This is a genomic window from Priestia abyssalis, from assembly GCF_002019595.1.
GTDB classification, from domain to species: Bacteria; Bacillota; Bacilli; order Bacillales; family Bacillaceae_H; genus Bacillus_BA; species Bacillus_BA abyssalis.
Genome location: NZ_KV917369.1, coordinates 1555238 through 1571620, shown reverse-complemented (window position 1 = coordinate 1571620; position 16383 = coordinate 1555238). Strand labels below are relative to the sequence as shown.

At 40.0% G+C, this 16383-nt stretch carries 19 protein-coding genes; 5 read left to right on the top strand and 14 right to left on the bottom strand.

Annotation, left to right across the window (positions count from 1 at the left end):
* Positions 1 to 66: 66 nt before the first annotated feature.
* The 6 genes from BK575_RS07315 to BK575_RS07290 form a co-directional block, all read right to left on the bottom strand.
* Positions 67 to 1293: a TolB family protein gene (locus BK575_RS07315; RefSeq protein WP_139367983.1), complete on the bottom strand. Its 1227-nt coding sequence runs from the start codon at positions 1291 to 1293 to the stop codon at positions 67 to 69.
* Positions 1294 to 1505: 212 nt separating this feature from the next.
* Positions 1506 to 2171 (bottom strand): MOSC domain-containing protein, encoded by a 666-nt coding sequence (locus BK575_RS07310; RefSeq protein WP_078409774.1) that lies wholly within the window; start codon positions 2169 to 2171, stop codon positions 1506 to 1508.
* A 214-nt stretch (positions 2172 to 2385) separates the two neighbouring features.
* Positions 2386 to 3126, bottom strand: coding sequence for a membrane protein insertase YidC (yidC, locus tag BK575_RS07305; RefSeq protein ID WP_078409772.1), 741 nt, complete (start codon positions 3124 to 3126; stop codon positions 2386 to 2388).
* A gap of 31 nt (positions 3127 to 3157) precedes the next feature.
* On the bottom strand, positions 3158 to 3442 hold the full coding sequence (locus tag BK575_RS07300) for a hypothetical protein (protein ID WP_078409770.1): 285 nt from the start codon (positions 3440 to 3442) through the stop codon (positions 3158 to 3160).
* 336 nt (positions 3443 to 3778) lie between these two features.
* Entirely contained in the window at positions 3779 to 4276 is a 498-nt protein-coding gene (locus tag BK575_RS07295) for a PTS sugar transporter subunit IIA (RefSeq protein WP_078409768.1), read from the bottom strand.
* Between the two features lie 410 nt (positions 4277 to 4686).
* Positions 4687 to 5313: an FMN-dependent NADH-azoreductase gene (locus BK575_RS07290; RefSeq protein WP_078409766.1), complete on the bottom strand. Its 627-nt coding sequence runs from the start codon at positions 5311 to 5313 to the stop codon at positions 4687 to 4689.
* Positions 5314 to 5600: 287 nt separating this feature from the next.
* On the opposite strand from BK575_RS07290, the gene BK575_RS28420 reads away from it, so the two are divergent.
* Positions 5601 to 6074, top strand: a complete 474-nt coding sequence (locus BK575_RS28420) for a hypothetical protein (RefSeq protein WP_169907629.1) — start codon at positions 5601 to 5603, stop codon at positions 6072 to 6074.
* A gap of 258 nt (positions 6075 to 6332) precedes the next feature.
* Here BK575_RS28420 and BK575_RS07280 read toward each other — a convergent pair whose 3' ends face one another.
* On the bottom strand, positions 6333 to 6917 hold the full coding sequence (locus tag BK575_RS07280; protein ID WP_078409762.1) for a hypothetical protein: 585 nt from the start codon (positions 6915 to 6917) through the stop codon (positions 6333 to 6335).
* A gap of 641 nt (positions 6918 to 7558) precedes the next feature.
* Here BK575_RS07280 and BK575_RS07275 point away from each other — a divergent pair.
* Positions 7559 to 8728, top strand: coding sequence for an FtsW/RodA/SpoVE family cell cycle protein (locus tag BK575_RS07275; RefSeq protein ID WP_078409760.1), 1170 nt, complete (start codon positions 7559 to 7561; stop codon positions 8726 to 8728).
* A 34-nt stretch (positions 8729 to 8762) separates the two neighbouring features.
* Here the strand turns inward: BK575_RS07275 and BK575_RS28415 are convergent, their stop codons facing one another.
* Positions 8763 to 8933: a hypothetical protein gene (locus tag BK575_RS28415; RefSeq protein WP_169907627.1), complete on the bottom strand. Its 171-nt coding sequence runs from the start codon at positions 8931 to 8933 to the stop codon at positions 8763 to 8765.
* Between the two features lie 532 nt (positions 8934 to 9465).
* On the opposite strand from BK575_RS28415, the gene BK575_RS28410 reads away from it, so the two are divergent.
* Entirely contained in the window at positions 9466 to 9636 is a 171-nt protein-coding gene (locus BK575_RS28410) for a hypothetical protein (protein ID WP_169907625.1), read from the top strand.
* A gap of 86 nt (positions 9637 to 9722) precedes the next feature.
* Here BK575_RS28410 and BK575_RS07270 read toward each other — a convergent pair whose 3' ends face one another.
* The 3 genes from BK575_RS07270 to deoD form a co-directional block, all read right to left on the bottom strand.
* Positions 9723 to 11174: a SulP family inorganic anion transporter gene (locus BK575_RS07270; RefSeq protein WP_078409758.1), complete on the bottom strand. Its 1452-nt coding sequence runs from the start codon at positions 11172 to 11174 to the stop codon at positions 9723 to 9725.
* A 273-nt stretch (positions 11175 to 11447) separates the two neighbouring features.
* Positions 11448 to 12806 carry a hemolysin family protein gene (locus tag BK575_RS07265; protein WP_078414686.1) on the bottom strand — a complete coding sequence of 453 codons (1359 nt, stop codon included), beginning with the start codon at positions 12804 to 12806 and terminating at the stop codon, positions 11448 to 11450.
* A 188-nt stretch (positions 12807 to 12994) separates the two neighbouring features.
* Complete coding sequence (deoD, locus tag BK575_RS07260; RefSeq protein ID WP_078409756.1) at positions 12995 to 13696, bottom strand: purine-nucleoside phosphorylase; 702 nt, start codon at positions 13694 to 13696, stop codon at positions 12995 to 12997.
* A 113-nt stretch (positions 13697 to 13809) separates the two neighbouring features.
* On the opposite strand from deoD, the gene BK575_RS28405 reads away from it, so the two are divergent.
* On the top strand, positions 13810 to 13986 hold the full coding sequence (locus BK575_RS28405; RefSeq protein ID WP_169907623.1) for a hypothetical protein: 177 nt from the start codon (positions 13810 to 13812) through the stop codon (positions 13984 to 13986).
* A 211-nt stretch (positions 13987 to 14197) separates the two neighbouring features.
* Positions 14198 to 14350, top strand: coding sequence for a hypothetical protein (locus BK575_RS28400; protein WP_169907621.1), 153 nt, complete (start codon positions 14198 to 14200; stop codon positions 14348 to 14350).
* Positions 14351 to 14569: 219 nt separating this feature from the next.
* On the opposite strand, the gene BK575_RS07255 is transcribed toward BK575_RS28400, so the two are convergent.
* The 3 genes from BK575_RS07255 to BK575_RS07245 all read right to left on the bottom strand — a co-directional run bounded on the left by BK575_RS07255 (position 14570) and on the right by BK575_RS07245 (position 16217).
* Positions 14570 to 14893, bottom strand: coding sequence for a YodL domain-containing protein (locus tag BK575_RS07255; protein WP_078409754.1), 324 nt, complete (start codon positions 14891 to 14893; stop codon positions 14570 to 14572).
* 137 nt (positions 14894 to 15030) lie between these two features.
* The gene (locus BK575_RS07250; RefSeq protein WP_078409752.1) at positions 15031 to 15537 is read right to left on the bottom strand and encodes a hypothetical protein; all 507 of its coding nucleotides are present in this window, start codon (positions 15535 to 15537) and stop codon (positions 15031 to 15033) included.
* Between the two features lie 65 nt (positions 15538 to 15602).
* Positions 15603 to 16217: a phosphatase PAP2 family protein gene (locus tag BK575_RS07245; protein WP_078409750.1), complete on the bottom strand. Its 615-nt coding sequence runs from the start codon at positions 16215 to 16217 to the stop codon at positions 15603 to 15605.
* Between the last annotated feature and the right edge of the window lie 166 nt (positions 16218 to 16383).

The window sequence follows — 16383 nt, the reverse complement described above, 5'->3', positions numbered from 1 at the left end:
ATAAATAAAAAAGAGACCCGCTCTATATAGCGTAAGTCCCGTTTCGCTTAGTTTTATTTTCTCCATTTAATGTGACGTTTTCTCATATACAGCCAGTACTTCACTCCAATTATATTGGTCATAGTAAGGAATGGGGACGTCCAAATTCCGAATCCAGATTCGTTTATAACGGCCGTTGCTGCTCCCTAGCCAAACGAACGCTTTTTTGCGGTCTGACCGTATCCAAGTTAATTGATTGGCAGCTGGCAGATAAATAGGATAAAAATCTCCAGCCGTTTTTGGAGGAGCGGTGATTCTTGTTTGTTCGTGTGTCTTTAATGATAATTGATAAAGCGAAGGAAGGGGACGTTTCACTTCATCATTGTTCCATTCCGTTTCTTTATCCCTTGAAACCGTGATGGTTTCATTATTATGCCATGTAAAATCCCAGTCCACGTATCCCATTGGTGTGACAGCTCCTTTTGCCATGGCAGCGAGTTCCTTAATCGTCAATTTCTTATTTTGAGTAGCAATTCTTCCTTCTCCATCAATAAATCCGATGGTCGCCCCCTTTGGCGCCCAATGCATCCATTCTTCGTTATTCACCATCTTTCCAAGTTTTTGAAATTTTTTTCCATCAGCAGACAGCAAACAAAAAGTATTGGAATCGGCCGACCAGGAAGCCGTCGGAACCGCAATGAAGCTAATCCACTTTTGATTGGGAGACCATTTAAAGCGGCTCGTCGTAATGGCAAAAAAATCATCAGATGGTTTCGGAAGCACAAAAAACGACCGGCTCTTTTCAAAATTCAAATTAGCATCAATTGGAACTTCAAAAAGCTCTGCCTGCCCCCAGCCGTTCGGTTGGATTTTTGCACTGCTTGTCACCAATAACCTCTTTCCATCGGGGAACCAGGAGAACTGGTCAGCTCCAGTCGTTACCGGAATAGATCGCTGCTTCTCCGGATCGTATACATAAATTATCCCATTAGATAAAAAGGCCAGCTTTTCCTCTGTCGGCGACCATCTGGCCAACTTCATGTCCACAGCAACCCGCTTATTATAACGGCGGCCTGAGAGATGGCGAACATACAATACTCCCTTTCGATCGAACGATAAATACTTCCCGCTTCGGGACCATTGCGGATTGGACATATTTCCTGTATAAGAAAGACGGTATTCCCGATCATTCATTTTCACCCAAACATCACCGCTTCGAATAAAAGCAGCATGCAAGGAAGTTTCCTTTGCCTCTGCAGGCTGCTGATGCACAAACAGTAATGCAATAAACATTATTAGGCATTTCTTCATCATCTTCACCTCTTCCGGCCTCTTCTTGTTATTTTGAGACATTGGAAAACGTTTCATGTATGATTCTTTGAAAAACAGCCGCAAAAAAAGAAGGGCGACTATCAACGTCCTTCTTTACAGCGCCGTCACGCCTCGTATGAGATACAAGTAACGCCGGCTAATTAATGGTACTTTATGGGGTTATTTATAGTTTATGGTATGAAATGGGTTTCATGTCAAGGCATTTTATCCGATTTTTTCATTTCCTCTAAACGGTTTTGAAACCCATTTTTCCAAGCCTCAGCAAGTTCATTAAGCTGAACGAGCTTTAACAGACCCTCCTCATTTTGCTTATCTTTATATTTTATGTGGTTGGCAAATGCAATTGAAATCGCATCCTGATGGCGCTTCACTAATCGAAGCGTTTCCCCCGGTTTAATGACGCCTTCCTGCAAAACCCGAAAATAGAAACCGGAGTATCCCGTTTCTTTTATCATCACCGGTAAGGACGGTTCGTCCCATTTGACCGAAAGTTTATAACACGGCTGCCTTGGCAGACTCACTTGAAAAACAACTTCGCCCATCTGATAGATATCCCCGATCATAATTTCTTCTTCTGTTGCACCGGATATCGTCAAATTCTCTCCGAACGCTCCTGCGCTCAGCTTTTGTCCCAATGTTTCTTCCCAATAAGGATAATGATCAAAACAATACACACAAACAGCTTTATCGACACCGCCATGGACCGTTAAATCGGCTTGCCCGTCTCCTTCCATATGTAAATGTGAAACAAATACGGGCCCGCTTACTGGATTTTTATTAATACCGGTTTGAATTCTTTTATTCTGAAACGGCATTTCCTGCGGCATCCCAATATTAATTGATAATACATTTATTTTCATTTTCAACACCCACCTTCCTTTCCTACCATTATTATACAAACTCCATGATTCTTTCACATATAATTTTTTGTTTATCCCGCATTAACGGACATTAAAACCCCCACTGATGGAAGTTGCCTTTATATAAAATCAATCATTCCTCAATAAAAGAGTAGTTCCATATCAGAATGTACAATGAAAAAAGGACCCCAATAATAGAGGTCCTTTTTATTCATTATGCGCTCTTTTGCAAAAGTGCCATTCTTTTTTTCAAATAAATCCCCTGAGCAATACCGAAAAGGTTCCCGATTACCCAATACAAAGCCAATGCAGAAGGTAATGAAATACCTGCTATTAAAACGAAGAATGGCATAATATACATCGTAATTTTCATTTGCGGCGGCATTTCGTCTGTCATACCAACTTTAAGCTGAATGAATGTCGTCAAGGCTGCAACAATCGGTAAAATGAAATATGGATCCGGATTGCCTAAACTTACCCATAAAAATGAATGATCTGCAATCGCCTCTGTACGTCCAATTGCATAATAAAACGCCATAATAATTGGAAATTGCACTAAAAGCGGTAAACATCCGCCAAGCGGGTTAATATTGTGCTTTTGATACAGCTCCATCATTTCTTTTTGCATTTTTTGCTGTGATTCCATATCTTTCGATGGATATTTCTTGCGTAAATTTTCCATCTCCGGACGCAGCACCTGCATGGCCATCGTACTTTTTTGCTGCTTCATAATAAGAGGAAGCAGCACTAATCGAATGATAATCGTTACAATGATGATGGATAAACCATAGCTTCCGCCTGCCGTTTCTGCCACTTTTGTCAACAGCAGCGACATAGGATAAACGAAATAATGATTCCACACACCAGTGCTTTCTGATGTAATTGGTTCATTTAAATTACAACCGGATAATACGACTAACAATAACGAAGCTAGAATGAGCAATTTACTTTTCATCTGTTCTCTTTCCTCCAACATGTTTAGTTGTTTATAAACAAGATCCTGCCTGAAGGAAAGGGCGTTCTTCACCATCATCTTGTTTGTCCATTTCTTTTGTTGGCTTTTTCATAAATAAATACGTGAAACGCCATAATTGACGAATTGATACCCATTTACTTTGTTCGTATACGTTCATTTCCCGTTTTTGATAGCCAGAACTTGCCGCCGGGCGCACTACATAAATATGGCGGCACAGAAAGAAAATCAGCATAATCAAAACAACCGGGCTTGCATATATTGCGTACAACAATAGTAAATCGCTGTATATTTCCATATATTAAACGCTCTCTTTCAAGATGGCTTTTTTGTCCAACATTTTCTATTTTAGCACAACTCGGGGTCATTTGCGCAACAAAACTCTCTTCCTTCTTTTCCTACGCTTAATTCCCTAAAAAGTTTCATTTGAATTCTTACGGAACGCCTTTCATATGGGGAAGCCAAAAAGGCTGTTTTTCGCCTTTCTGGCTCATCCTCAATATAAAAAAACCTAAGATACGCACTTTTTGCGCACCTTAGGCCTTGGTTTGTTATACGTTACACAATGTGACAAAATACTTGTTAGCTATATTATATGCACTTCGACATATTTCGTCAACGTTTTATTTTCTCACTATTTTGCTACCACTTTCAAACAAGGTGTAGAACCTTTTTCAGTGGAACCGTTTGCTAACATTTCAAAACTTTCCATGTTATCGGTATTTGTAATCACGACAGGAGTAACCGTGCTTTTCGCTTTTTCTTTTACAAGATTTAAATCGAACGTCACAAGCGGTGTACCTACTTTTACTTTATCCCCTTGGCTTACGTGCGCCTCAAATCCTTCTCCATTCATCGCTACAGTTTCAAGCCCGATATGAATTAACACTTCCACACCTGCATCAGTTTTTAATCCAATCGCATGTTTTGTGTGGAATAATTGAATTACTTCACCATCTACTGGAGAAACGACTTGACCATCTGTCGGTTCAATGGCAAATCCATTTCCCATCATTTTTTGTGAAAATACTGGATCTGGTACATTTTCAATTGGCACTACTTGTCCTGTTAAAGGAGCTACAATCGTTACATCTTTTTGACTTGATTTTCCGCCGAATAGCTTTTTGAACATGGCTTTCACCTTTCCTTTTCTATGTAATCACCACTATAATACCCATCCGCCCCTTTGAAAAAACAAAAAGCATGAACAATGAGGAAACGCTCATCTGCCACGCTTTATTGTTCAACATATTCCATTAAATCATAGCCAAAAAGTGTTTGCAATGAAAAAAGAATGGCGGTCATGTGAGTTGTCGCTGTCCCATAAGATCGAAAAAGTGATGTTTTTTCTTTTTGCACAACATGGGCCATCAGTTTAAAGCCTCGATACTACTAATTTTGCGATGACCCATACTGCGCGGAGGTTAACCCAAAGAAACACAATCACGCTTCCAGATCAGTGTTGCAAACAGGACTTTATCATGAACTATTCATCAGTTAATCTAGTTTTGTGCATACTGCGAGACCTCTCTTATCAATGAATTAAAAGTTTTTCGCAGCTGCTTTTGCTTTTTCAGCCGATGCTGTAAAAATTGCTTCTGCTTCCGCTGGAGCCGCAGCCATTCCTTCCGCAACAACTAATGTAAAATCTTGAATTCCGAAAAAGCTTAAAACGGCTTTCAAGTAGCTTTGCGTATGCTCCATAGGTGCTGCTGGACCTTCTGAATAAATGCCGCCGCGTGCTTCCAATAAAACTACTTTTTTATCCCCTGCTAAACCGACCGGACCATTTTCCGTGTATTTGAATGTTTTACCGGCTACAGCGACCGCGTCAATGTACGCTTTCATTAATGGCGGAAAACCAAAGTTCCACATTGGAGCAGAAAATACTACTTTATCCGCTGCTAAAAACTGATCGACCAATTCTCCTAAACGAGTCACTTTTTTCGTCTCTTCTTCCGTCAATTCAGCACCAGTTGCTAGTTTCCCCCAGGCACTAAGGACCTCTCCATCGATTAAAGGAAGATATGTGTTGTACAAATCTAACGTTTCGACTGTATCTTCAGGATGTTCTGTTTGATACCCATCTAAAAACGCATTAGCCAATCTTGCTGAAAAAGACATATCATCCGTTTTTGGGTTTGCTTTTACATATAATACTTTTGCCATATTTCTCATCCTCCAAAAATTAAAATATTTTTATTTAAAAATATAAAAATAAATAAATTATTAATTCAAGATAAATAACTAAAAATTTGTTCTCATTTCATAAATCATTAAATTATTTATCTCAAATTCAAGATTTATTATAACTTCCCTTTTTCAGTTTCGTCAACTATTTTTTACTTTTCTTATACTCTCCTTCGCTTTCGATTAAATTCCTCTGCAAAAGGACATTCACCCAATATCCCCTGATTGCATAAAGTATGGTAGTTGGTAAAAGAAAGGAGAAAAAAATGTATCGTCAAAACATTCCTGGATTTGGTTTTCCACCTGGGCCTCCCCCTGGTGGCGGTTTCCCCGGTGGCGGTTTCCCCGGCGGCGGTTTCCCCGGCGGCGGTTTCCCCGGCGGCGGTTTCCCCGGTGGCGGTTTCCCCGGTGGCGGTTTCCCCGGCGGCGGCTTCCCTGATGAAAGTGGAATGGGTCAGCAGCCTCCGCTTCAGCCTCCCCCGTCCTTCACCCCTTCCCTTAGTGAAGCTCAAACTCTTCAAGGAGGGGTTGGGGGCCCCAGCACATATGCAGTAGATTCCGGGGCGTTTCGCGGATGCTTATACCGTTACACATATGTATGGCTTCGAAACGGACGTTCTTTCTGGTTCTATCCTACTTATATCGGCAGACGCTCTGTCGCTGGATATCGATGGGATGGATTTAGATGGAGTTATGTCGGATTTGATACAAGAAGAGTCGTAGCGTTTCGTTGTTATTAAGGAATGACTCGACAGGTATAAAAGCATACCTGTCGAGTCATTCTTTTGAAAACTTTCTTTTATAAATACAATTTAAGTTTTTAACATTACCTTGGCCGTGATTCCTCTTTAGGATTTTGTGTCTCTGCATCTTGAGTAGGACCTCAAAGGTTCTCGTATAAGCGGCTGACAAGAACCCTTAATGTCGCTTGGCAGCCGCTTATGCGTAAATAATTTAACACGGGCGTTCTTTGCTCGTGTTAAATTATTTATGTGGATTTATATATATTTGGATCCGCGATGACTTTCTATTTTTTTGGAGCGTTGGAACAGTCTTTTTGAAGACAAGCTCCTATCTAGCAATTCGTATACATGGAATATAAAAATCAGCGGTAAGCCGATTGTCAGTGGATTGAGCGCCCACTTTCGAAAAACCACCTCATAGTAAGATGGGATTTCCGCAGTCATGATGCCGAGCAATACTATGATAAAAATAATACAAAGTACCAATAAAGAAGTAATAAAACTCTCAGCCCTTTCAGCAGAAATAAGTAAAGCAACCACTTTACCTAAAGGGGCGCTAACAAGTCCTCCACAGGCTCCTGCCACCCATGCCGAAAAAGAATGCGGAACACCGATAATCATCCCGGCTAACATACTAATAATAAGACTTAAAATCGTACTTGTATCATCGTGTGCCGCTGCATTGATACTAAAAAAAACCGAACTTAAAAATCCAATCATCATGCTGGATGCAAGAGCCGCTGTTATCCCTGTGTATTTTGTAATAAACAAGCGATAACGGTACATATACATAAAAACCCAGATAAACAATAGCCCAATCGCACCCAATAATAGATTCATCTGTTTCTCTCCTGTTCTCTAGTATTTTATTTGCCTCTATCAAGCGGTATGTTCTACTTTTATAAAAGTCCGATTAAAAGAACACAGACTAACATCGCTGCGTCCTATAGTAACATCTTCGTGGCCCGCATCGTACGGGCCTACTAATCATTCCCGATGATAAAGTATCCCGGACGATGAAAGTTCCATCTATATAAATTAGACTTGATTATTCCACATGCCTTCATTCAATAGAACATGTTCATAAATGGTCACATAAATATCTTGAATGGCTCTTCAAGGGTTTTACCTAAGCAGCTGCCACTCCCGGAAAGGGAGGCAGCCGCTTAGGTCTATAAGCTTCAACATGGCCGTTCTTTGGCTATGTTGAAGCTTATAGATTGTGTATAGTTCTACTATATGCAAAGATTAATAGATTTAGTCTTATTCTTTAACAGTTTTCATTAGCATGATTTCTCTCGATATATAATAGATTAGTGTTTGACTTCACATTTCCGAGTTATTGACAAAATTCTTGTCATACCTTTTATCTTAATTCACTCCATAGTGCATAAAATTGTTCGCGTTCGGCCTATTTATGGTGTAAAATATTTGAGGTATCATAATATGCTGTACACACTCCAAGTTGTTAGGTGGGTAAAATGAGTAATAACGAACAAAACGTTAGTAGATTCGATTTAAATTTAGCTTTCATTCTGTTTTTATTTTTCTGTGTCAGTTGTATTGCTATTTACAGTGCGCAAACAATCGGGCAGTATGGTGAAAACTTTTTAGTCAAACAAATTGTTTGGTATGTAGTTGGATCAATCATTATTTCAGCCGTCATGCTTTTAGATTCGGAACAATTCCAAAAATTATCTTGGTATTTATATGGATTCGGAAATTTCTTGCTTGTCTTGTTAATCGTCGCTCCTCCTGCGATCGCACCTGTCATTAATGGAGCGAAGAGCTGGTTTAAATTCCCTGGCATAGGTTCCCTGCAGCCATCGGAATTCGTTAAAGTGTTCCTCATTATTGCATTGAGCAATCTCATTGCTAAACATAATGAGAAATACCGTATCCGAACATTGCGTGAAGACTTTTTCCTTTTGTTTAAAATGGGACTGACTTTATTCGTTCCGCTCATGCTCGTCATGCAGCAACCTGATTTGGGAACGTCACTCGTCTTGCTTTCTATTTTTTCAGGACTTGTATTTGTATCGGGTATCTCATGGAAAATCATTGCTCCTATTTTCCTTGGAGTTGCCACAATTGGGGGATCCATTTTAGCGATGGTCATTTATTTCCCTGCGGCTCTCGAAAAATACTTGGGAGTGAAGCAATACCAGCTTGGCCGCATTTACTCCTGGCTGGATCCTTACAGTTATAGCGGCGGTGAAGGTTATCATTTGCAAAAATCCCTTCTTGCCATTGGTTCTGGAATGGTGAATGGAAAAGGATTCACAAATGGTGAAGTATATTTCCCTGAAAGCCATACGGACTTTATTTTTGCCGTGATTGGGGAGGAGTTCGGTTTTATCGGCTGTAGTATTGTCATTAGTTTGTTCTTTGTTCTCATCTATCATTTAATCAAGCTCGGCCTTGAAACAAAAAATGATTTTAACTCTTATTTATGTGTAGGAGTCATTTCCATGGTCACGTTCCATGTTTTCCAAAACATCGGAATGACCATCGGCGTCGTTCCGATTACAGGTATCCCGCTTCCATTCATTTCTTACGGGGGAAGCTCGCTTATGGGAAATATGCTCGCAATGGGCTTAATGTTTAGTGTTTCATATCATTATAAACGTTTTATGTTTAGTTCTGAGTAGACAAAAAGACCTGCATCAATACAGGTCTTTTTGTCTACTCTAGTGATTCTCCCATTTTACCTTCCGGGTCACTAATTGTGCCATTTTTCAATTCAAAAATGGCCTCTTGGTGTCCTATTTCCCTTTCTCCGGACGTTCGTACATTCAAAATATCTCCTTCTTGGTTTCTTCGAACCGATTTAATTGTCTCCACTGGCTTTTCCATTGAATCAGCCCCTTTCCTTCTCGTAGTATGGCTGTTCCTTTGCCGTTTATACTAGGCAACCCATATATCCGATGTTTACATTTTGGACAGAAGGGTAAAGCATTTAAAACAGCTAAGAAGAAAGGAATACGATATGCTTAGTCCAAAACAGAAAGAAGAACCAAAAAACTCAGCTCCTGCGAAACCGCGAATTGCTTTACTCAAATTTGCCACGTATTTAGTCCTATTTTTTGGAGTGGTTTGGTTTTTGGCCATTGTAGTGCGATTTTTATTTACAAGCTTTTTTTAAGGGAGGATGTACCAAAAGGGTAAAAAGCAACCCTTTTGGTACATCCTCCTGAAAGGCCCCATTATTAAAATCCAGTAAAATCAAGGATTTCGTAAGGGTGCCTTCCAGTAAAAATCAGTTCTTGTGATTTACGAGAGACTTATGGGACAGCTACTCTTTTACGGTTGGCAAAATTTATGATACAATAAAAAAAGAAAACGCTTACACTTTAACTATTCACTCTTTTGCAAGGAGATGATTGGCATGATGGATTATCAATACCGCCTTATCGCCTACAAATTAGCAGCAGAGCAAAGAGATGAGATAATAGCGGAATGTAAAAAAAATTATGAAAAGAAAAAACAGGATAAATTTTACTATTTCTTAAAAAGGACTGTTGTAAATATCACATCATTTTTCCAACATTTCCATTAAATGAATGAAAACGACCAGTTCTCACTATAAAGAACTGGTCGTTCTTTCCCCGACTTTCTCTTTTCACTTACATACCCATAAGTCCATCAATGACCTGATACAGAATCCAGACCGATACGGTTAATAAGATGCTCACTTTCCGCATTCAATCCAGTCACAATGACTTCTTTATTATAACGTTTATATTTTTGCATGACTTTGGCAATTGCCGTCACCGCTGAATGATCCCATACATGAGAGTTTGTAAAATCGATATGGATTGTTTGCGGATCATGCTGATAGTCGAATAAGTCGACAAAATGAGCCATTGTACCAAAGAATAACTGCCCAGAAATCGTATAAATTTTTACATTCTCTTTTTCGACTGTCGATGTTTTTATTTGTGCCATTCTCCATCCAAAAACGAGTGCACTTAAAACAACTCCCAATCCAACACCTAGAGCCAAGTTATGTGTATATACTACAACACCAACGGTCAAAAGCATGACAATTGCATCCGACACTGGATATTTCTTCAAGTCTTTAATGGATTGCCAGTCAAATGTACCAATCGATACCATAATCATAACACCGACCAATGCAGCCATCGGAATTTGTGTGACAATGTCGCCTAATACCATGATTAAGAATAATAAAAATGCACCTGCAGTAAAGGCAGACAAGCGGCCGCTTCCGCCTGATTTTACGTTAATAACCGACTGTCCGATCATCGCACAACCAGCCATACCGCCAAAGAAACCTGTTACGATATTAGCAATCCCTTGTCCCTTTACCTCACGATTTTTATCGCTTTTCGTATTTGTAAATTCATCGACGATGGTAGCTGTTAACAATGACTCTAAAATACCTACGATGGCAAGTGGAAAGGCATAGGGCAATACGATCATCAACGTTTCCCATGAAATCTCCACCATTGGAATATGGAAAATCGGAAGTGCTTTCGTGATTTCTCCCATATCACCCACCGTTTTCAAATCGAGTCCGCCAAAGATCGCAGCGGCCGTCATAATGATAATGGCTACAAGCGGCGATGGAACCGCTTTTGTGATAAGTGGAAACAGATAAATGATGGCAAGCGTTCCCGCTACCATTGCATACATCATCCGGCTTGCTCCTGCAAAGTGCGGAAGCTGTGCCATAAAGATTAAAATAGCCAGCGCATTAACAAAACCGATCATAACTGTTTGCGGTAAGAACGTAATAAATCTTCCTACCTTTAAAACACCCAGTAATACTTGAATGATGCCTGTCACGACAGTTGCCGCAAACAAATACTCGATACCATGGTCCTTAACGAGCGTAATCATTAGTAATGCCATTGCTCCTGTAGCTGCTGAAATCATTCCGGGGCGTCCACCTGTAAAAGCAATGACTACTGCAATACAGAAGGAAGCGTATAATCCGACCATCGGGTCCACTCCTGCAATAATCGCAAAGGCAATGGCCTCGGGAATAAGAGCTAACGCTACAGTCATTCCTGCCAATACGTCACCTTTTACGTTCGAGAACCATTCTTGCTTGAATGTTGCTATGTTCACTCACATCACCTCTATTTAGTTTTTATGACTTTCAACTCTCATGAAAGTCGGGGCCGTTTTTAACAATGAAAGAATAACACAATTTAAAAATAATGAAAATCCGAGTGAAAGCGGATAATTGTCCTTTTTTCACCCCTGTTCTCTATTTTCCTCACTCATTCTTATACAGACATTATTTTTCGATATACGGAAAATATTCTCCAAAATCATCCCGTGGCTCCACTCATTCATCGCTAGCTTTAATGATTGACTACAAAAAAACTGCCGGAGCTTTTAGCCCCGACATTTGCCCTTTTCATCCGCTTCTATCACTGCACCTTCTTCTATTCGTTTCAATGACGGATCATAGGTCACTTCAATCCAGCGGACATGGTGCCCATCCAGCTCTTTCACTCGGAATCGGTAATTATCTAAAATAATAGTGTCACCTTGCTCCAAATCATATTTTTTTGTTAATACCCATCCCCCGATTGTGTCGACGTCTTCATCGTCAATCTCCAAGCCAAACATATCGTTCACTTCAGAGATTAATACCTTCCCATCAAGAAGGGTTTGATGCTCATTCAATTTTTGGATCATCGGAACTTCGTCGGCGTCGAATTCATCGCGGATTTCCCCCACGATTTCTTCTAAAATATCTTCAACCGTTACCAATCCCGCTGTTCCACCATACTCATCCACTAAAATGGCCATATGAATGCGTTCTTTTTGCATTTTCAAAAGCAAATCATGGATGGCGATGGACTCAATGACTTGAATGACCGGACGTACATACTTTTCCACTGTTTTTGTTTTATCTATTCCATGTACAACCACATCGGTAAATACTTCCTTCATATTGATCATTCCGACAATATGATCTTTATCTCCGTCAATGACCGGATAACGTGTATATTTTTCTTCTTTAATGATTTCCAAGTTTTCCGCAATGGATTTCGTCTTATCCAAAACGGTCACTTCCTTGCGCGGCACCATAATTTCTTTTGCTACTCGATCATCGAATTCAAAAATATTTTCTACATAGTTGAACTCCGATTGGTTGATTTCGCCGCTTTTATAACTTTCAGACAAAATAAGGCGAAGCTCCTCTTCGGTATGGGCTAGCTCATGTTCACTTGCGGGCTCCAAACCGAATATTTTCGTAACAAAACGAGCCGAACCGTTCAAGAACCAAATAAATGGATACATGATTTTATAAAACCAAATGAGCGGCTGTGCCGTCCAAAGACTGACTGGTTCTGACTTTTGAATGGCTAAAGTTTTGGGGGCAAGTTCCCCTACCACCACGTGTAAAAAGGTAATAACAGAAAAAGCGATGGCAAATGATAGCACACCGGCAAGCGTTGGACTTACATTTAATTCTTCAAATAAAGGATGTAATAAATGCTCCACAGTCGGTTCACCAAGCCACCCCAATCCGAGTGAAGTTAACGTTATTCCAAGCTGGCAGGCTGATAAATATTCGTCCAGATTTTCAATTACTTTTTTTGCAGCTGCTCCCTGCTTGCTTCCTTCCGCTACGAGCTGATCGATACGAGAAGAACGCACTCTTATAATAGCGAATTCAGACGCTACGAAAAATCCGGAAATCGCGATAAGAACAGCTATCATAATCAAATTAAAAGCTTCCAAATCGTCAATCATACAGTATTTCTCTGTATGATTTGCACCTCCCCTATTCAATGTAGATTTAGTATGTACGAATAGGACTAAAAACACTACGCGTACGATTTTCCTGCAACATATAGGATATTGATATCGTTAAAGCTTACATACCCAAAAAAGCTATTGAGAAAACTTTCTCAATAGCTTTTTTCCGTTTATTTAACTGAAGCTTCAAGCGCGACTTCAATCATTTCGTTAAATGTGGTTTGACGCTCTTCTGCCGTCGTTTCTTCGCCGGTTAAAATATGATCGCTGACGGTTAATACAGATAATGCATTTCGCCCAAATTTAGCAGCTAGTGTATAAAGAGCAGTCGTTTCCATTTCAACAGCCAGCACACCGTAACGCGCCAACTTTTCAAATTGGGAATCCTCATTGTAAAATTGATCGGCCGTAAACACATTTCCTACTTTTAAATTTAAGCCTTTTTCTGTTCCTGCATCATATGCTTTCTTTAATAAATCAAAACTTGCCGTCGGCGCATAATCAATACCGCCAAATGCGATGCGGTTCATTTGCGAATCCGTTGATGAAGTCATTGCTAAAATAACATCGCGAACATTTACATCTTTTTGAATCGCTCCACACGTCCCGACACGAATTAAGTTTTGAACATTATAACTTTGAATCAATTCATTTACATAGATTGAAATCGAAGGAACTCCCATCCCTGTTCCTTGAACAGAAACACGTTTTCCTTTATATGTACCCGTGAAGCCAAGCATGCCTCGAACTTCATTATAACAAGCAGGGTTTTCTAAAAAAGTTTCAGCAATATATTTCGCACGAAGCGGATCTCCCGGCAATAAAATCGTTTCAGCAATATCACCCATTTTTGCTCCAATATGTACGCTCATTTTTTTCCTCCTAAGCTAATATTTACTGCCATTTCACTATACCACAAAAGCGGAAAGCGGAGAAAGCCGTTTAAACCGATAGGATGTTACAGCTTCTGAGAAGGAGTCGCTTTTTGACTCCGCAGGAAGAAGTGAAACATCCGTACGGTTTGGCTTTCGCAGCTAGACAAAAGCGGAAAGCGGAGAAAGCAGTGGAAATCGCATTTCGACTAAAATCCACTGTGACAAATATAGCTTTGCCGAACACCATGTTTTTCATTACTTATTGTAAATCATCCGCCCATATTTAAAGATGCTTGCAGAATCTGGGTTGTCTATTTCATCAAAAAAAGGCCATGCTATTTAACGAAAGAGGTGATGAACCATGGCAAACCAACAAATGAGCAAAAAGCTGGCTCAAGCCGTTCAACACGCAAATGAAACTAACCCAAAATCAAGATCTAGAAATAAGCCAGTAACGTCCAAATCGGATAAAAAATTATAATAAAAGGTGATATATATATGGGAAAAAAACATCGTAACCGCATCAATGCACCAAAGAAAAATAATCACATTCCGCCAGAAGCCATCATTGCCGAGCAAGAGGCCCATGGCAAAGAATACAGCGCCGTGAAACGCAAAAATGGTCCAGGCCATAACGGCAAGGACTACTAAGGATTATGTCATGTAGTTGAATTAGTATATAAAGGAAACTTCCATCAGTAGGGGTTTCCTTTATCCCCCACTTAAGCTTCTCCGATGACTCTAAACTTTGAAGTGGGGTCTTACTGCCCGTTAATGCGGCATAAAAGTTTTTGTACAAGCCTTCAGCAAAAATCATTAAGGAGTTTGTTGAAGGCTTGTACATCAAACGATTTACAAGGATTCACTCGATCATCGAACGTGCATCCGGTTAATGAGTTTCCATCCTCCCGGCAGCAGCTTATAATAAAATTGACCTCTTGTTCCCTCATCAATTAAAAGAATGTCTCCTGTACTAATATATCTTGCATTGAAATCTTCTGGAAGAGTGTCTGCAACATTGAACATCCGAAATATTTTATGTACCGTTTCCTTATGACATGACGCTAAAATTGATAGACGGTACACTTGGCGATACCCTTTATCTTCTCCTTTATTTGGCGTTTGCATAATGGTTACATCATATGCCGTTACTCGCTTTACAACTTTTTTCACATCCATCAGCCTGTTGAACATCTCTCTTCCCCCTTGTCCCACCTTTTTAGACTATACTTTAGTTACAATAATTCGAAGTACTCCTTGTCGATTCCTTTATCAAATTGCCATAGGTTTTGTCGAATTAGAAAATTAATTAAAAAACCCAAAGACAAATGTCAACCTGCCTTTGGGTTTTCTGCTGCATGTTCATATTTATTTAATTGCTTCATTAGCCTTTGTCGGACATGCTCACAAATAAGGCGCAGGCTGGAATCGCAAATTAAATCGTATTTCGTGCAACGGACGGAAATAAATAAAACATTTCCCTTTGCGCATGTAATCGATAAGTCTGCAAATAACTCCAGTTCTCCGTCAGGGTTCAATTGATAAAAGCGGGGACCGCATAACATAGATGGTTTCCTTACCGGGGAATATCCCAGCTCCTGTAAAGACTGTAAAACAAATGTCTCAGAAGCATATCCCAATGTTTCACTTAAAACCGTAAGCAACTCCGTATGGACATGTCTGTAAAACCTTGGGATTTGTGCAAATAACATTCGAATTTGTTCGTGAAATGGCTTTGCCTGCATTTCGTGACTAAGTTGAACAATCTCCGCCGATTGCGATTTGGTCATTTGCATATGCAGCCGGTTCATAAACAGCGTTCTAAATGATTGAATCATGATGATTGCCTCCTTCTGATGCTCTAATGTTATATATCCCCCCCACCTTCTTTTTAACCCTGTTTTTATGATAATTTTTGTCGAAACAGCCGATACAAGCCATACACCAAGGCCAATCCTGCACTGTACCCTGCCAATATATCCGTAAAATAATGTACGCCTAAATAAATCCGACTTGCTCCAATGAACAAAATGAGTCCCATTAAGAAGATAGCGATGGCTCTGCTCAAAGCTGGTTTTGCCCTTGTAAATAATGTACCAAGCAATAAAAGTGCACCATAAAAAGCCATCGAGTTCATGGCATGTCCGCTCGGAAAACTGTAATGCGCCGCATGAACGAGCTGATCAATGTCTGGACGAGCGCGGCCAAACACTTCCTTCAAGAACCAGTTTAACGTTCTGGAGCCCCAAAACACGATGGTCAGAAAAAGAGCTGTCCCTCCTTTACGAACCATCAGTAAGAGGGCGCACAAAATAAACCAGACAGGCGCTGTCACCGTCCATGATCCAATATTTGTTATCAGGATAAAAAATGAAGTCCAGCCATTTGTCCTCATGTCCATCATAGCAAGTGTGATGGCTAAGTCCAGCCTCTCAATAAGGGCTGTCTTATACATAAAAGCAAGAAATAAGAACAAGATAATAGGAATGATAAGAAATAAGATATGTTGTCGTTTCATATGTAACACACGCTTTCTTCGGAATAGACTTTATCAAACAATAATAAGGGATAAGGGCCTTAAAAATGATTTTTCACTGAAAGGGACCCGTCACATAATCCTTGATTTTACTGGATTTTCATGACGGGTCCCTTTCAGGAGGGTGATTCAAAAGGTCTGAAAAGCA

Coding starts and splice junctions, on each gene's coding strand:
- BK575_RS07315 (WP_139367983.1), bottom strand. CDS start 1,293: ATGATGAAGAAATGCCTAATAATGTTTATTGCATTACTGTTTGTGCAT.
- BK575_RS07310 (WP_078409774.1), bottom strand. CDS start 2,171: ATGAAAATAAATGTATTATCAATTAATATTGGGATGCCGCAGGAAATG.
- yidC (WP_078409772.1), bottom strand. CDS start 3,126: ATGAAAAGTAAATTGCTCATTCTAGCTTCGTTATTGTTAGTCGTATTA.
- BK575_RS07300 (WP_078409770.1), bottom strand. CDS start 3,442: ATGGAAATATACAGCGATTTACTATTGTTGTACGCAATATATGCAAGC.
- BK575_RS07295 (WP_078409768.1), bottom strand. CDS start 4,276: ATGTTCAAAAAGCTATTCGGCGGAAAATCAAGTCAAAAAGATGTAACG.
- BK575_RS07290 (WP_078409766.1), bottom strand. CDS start 5,313: ATGGCAAAAGTATTATATGTAAAAGCAAACCCAAAAACGGATGATATG.
- BK575_RS28420 (WP_169907629.1), top strand. CDS start 5,601: ATGTATCGTCAAAACATTCCTGGATTTGGTTTTCCACCTGGGCCTCCC.
- BK575_RS07280 (WP_078409762.1), bottom strand. CDS start 6,917: ATGAATCTATTATTGGGTGCGATTGGGCTATTGTTTATCTGGGTTTTT.
- BK575_RS07275 (WP_078409760.1), top strand. CDS start 7,559: ATGAGTAATAACGAACAAAACGTTAGTAGATTCGATTTAAATTTAGCT.
- BK575_RS28415 (WP_169907627.1), bottom strand. CDS start 8,933: ATGGAAAAGCCAGTGGAGACAATTAAATCGGTTCGAAGAAACCAAGAA.
- BK575_RS28410 (WP_169907625.1), top strand. CDS start 9,466: ATGATGGATTATCAATACCGCCTTATCGCCTACAAATTAGCAGCAGAG.
- deoD (WP_078409756.1), bottom strand. CDS start 13,696: ATGAGCGTACATATTGGAGCAAAAATGGGTGATATTGCTGAAACGATT.
- BK575_RS28400 (WP_169907621.1), top strand. CDS start 14,198: ATGGGAAAAAAACATCGTAACCGCATCAATGCACCAAAGAAAAATAAT.
- BK575_RS07255 (WP_078409754.1), bottom strand. CDS start 14,893: ATGTTCAACAGGCTGATGGATGTGAAAAAAGTTGTAAAGCGAGTAACG.
- BK575_RS07250 (WP_078409752.1), bottom strand. CDS start 15,537: ATGATTCAATCATTTAGAACGCTGTTTATGAACCGGCTGCATATGCAA.
- BK575_RS07245 (WP_078409750.1), bottom strand. CDS start 16,217: ATGAAACGACAACATATCTTATTTCTTATCATTCCTATTATCTTGTTC.